Annotated in this window: 2 protein-coding genes; both read left to right on the forward strand. The window is 52.9% G+C overall.

From position 1 onward, the window contains the following. The coding region (locus AC5O77_RS22010) for a MotA/TolQ/ExbB proton channel family protein (RefSeq protein WP_206285766.1) at positions 1-258 on the forward strand (258 nt) is incomplete at its 5' end. A gap of 3 nt (positions 259-261) precedes the next feature. Beyond that, positions 262-645 (forward strand): colicin uptake protein TolR (gene tolR / locus AC5O77_RS22015; protein WP_494507198.1); only part of this gene is annotated, 384 nt, incomplete at its 3' end.

Here is a 645-nt window from a genome sequence, read left to right on the forward strand (position 1 = left end):
GTCTGGGGGATCATGCACGCCTTTATCGCCCTCGGGGCGGTAAAACAAGCAACACTGCAAATGGTTGCACCGGGCATCGCCGAAGCGTTGATTGCGACGGCAATTGGTCTGTTCGCCGCAATTCCGGCGGTAATGGCTTATAACCGTCTCAACCAGCGCGTAAACAAACTGGAACTGAATTACGACAACTTTATGGAAGAGTTTACCGCGATTCTGCACCGCCAGGCGTTTACCGTTAGCGAGAGCAACAAGGGGTAAGCCATGGCCAGAGCGCGTGGACGAGGTCGTCGCGATCTCAAGTCCGAAATCAACATTGTACCGTTGCTGGACGTACTGCTGGTGCTGTTGCTGATCTTTATGGCGACAGCGCCCATCATCACCCAGAGCGTGGAGGTCGATCTGCCAGACGCTACTGAATCACAGGCGGTGAGCAGTAACGATAATCCGCCAGTGATTGTTGAAGTGTCTGGTATTGGTCAGTACACCGTGGTGGTTGAGAAAGATCGCCTGGAGCGTTTACCACCAGAGCAGGTGGTGGCGGAAGTGTCCAGCCGTTTCAAGGCCAACCCGAAAACGGTCTTTCTGATCGGTGGCGCAAAAGATGTGCCTTACGATGAAATAATTAAAGCACTGAACTTGTTACAT

This window comes from Stenotrophomonas sp. INTA L402-1, assembly GCF_059295135.1.